This is a genomic window from Paenacidovorax caeni (assembly GCF_001298675.1).
Taxonomy (GTDB): Bacteria; Pseudomonadota; Gammaproteobacteria; order Burkholderiales; family Burkholderiaceae_C; genus Paenacidovorax; species Paenacidovorax caeni.
This window is the reverse complement of record NZ_CYIG01000131.1, coordinates 1-861: the sequence shown is the minus strand read 5'-3', so window position 1 is coordinate 861 and position 861 is coordinate 1. Positions and strand designations below refer to the sequence as shown.

Sequence of the window (861 nt, the reverse complement as noted above, 5' to 3'; positions counted from 1 at the left end):
CGTGAACCGCAAGGTCGAGCGCGCCTTCCAGTTGGGCGATGCACTCACCCAGATGCTGCAGCGAGTGGTAGCGGCGATGGGGTGGAAGTGCGCAAGACAATTGACCATGTCGAACTGATCGTGTGCGATACAGGGCCAAGAATTGCCCCGGATGGGCACGCGAAGGGCCTTGAACCCTTGTATCGAACGCTCGGTACAAACACGACAGGGTCGGGCCTGGGGCTGCCAATTGTTCAGGCCATCGCCACGCACACAGGGGCCACCATCCAACTGGAGTATGTCGACGAATCCGCGCAAACCGGTCTGCCGGTCCGTGTGTCGTTGCTGCAGGGCAACAAGGAACTGGCCAGCGCCGCCTTCAACGCCCGCGTGATCCCCAGCGTGGCCTACACCGACCCCGAAGTGGCATGGGTGGGCCTGACCGAAGACCAGGCCAAGGCGCAGGGCATCAAGGTCAAAAAGGGCCTGTTCCCCTGGGCCGCCTCGGGCCGCGCCATTGCCAACGGGCGTGACGAAGGCTTCACCAAGCTGCTGTTCGACGACAGCCCCGAAGCAGGATCAGGAGACGGCCATGCTGGCCGGGGCCACGGCAAGATCCTGGGCGGTGGCATGGTCGGCACCCACGCGGGCGACATGATCGGCGAGATCGCCCTGGCTATCGAGATGGGTGCCGACGCAGTGGACATCGGCAAGACCATCCACCCCCACCCCACGCTGGGCGAGAGCATCGGCATGGCGGCGGAAGTGGCGCATGGCAGCTGCACGGATGTGCCGCCTGCGCGCAAGTAAGTCCGCAGCCAAGCTACCCTGACAAGGCCCGAACTGGCGACGGTTCGGGCCTTGTGCTTTGCGTACCCAAAC

Annotated in this window: 1 protein-coding gene; it reads left to right on the top strand. The window is 64.6% G+C overall.

Going from position 1 to position 861, the window contains the following annotated elements; genetic code table 11:
- Window positions 1–789: oxidoreductase dimerization domain-containing protein (locus tag BN2503_RS21475; protein ID WP_434799887.1), on the top strand; the 789-nt coding region annotated here is incomplete at its 5' end.
- Window positions 790–861 lie beyond the last annotated feature (72 nt).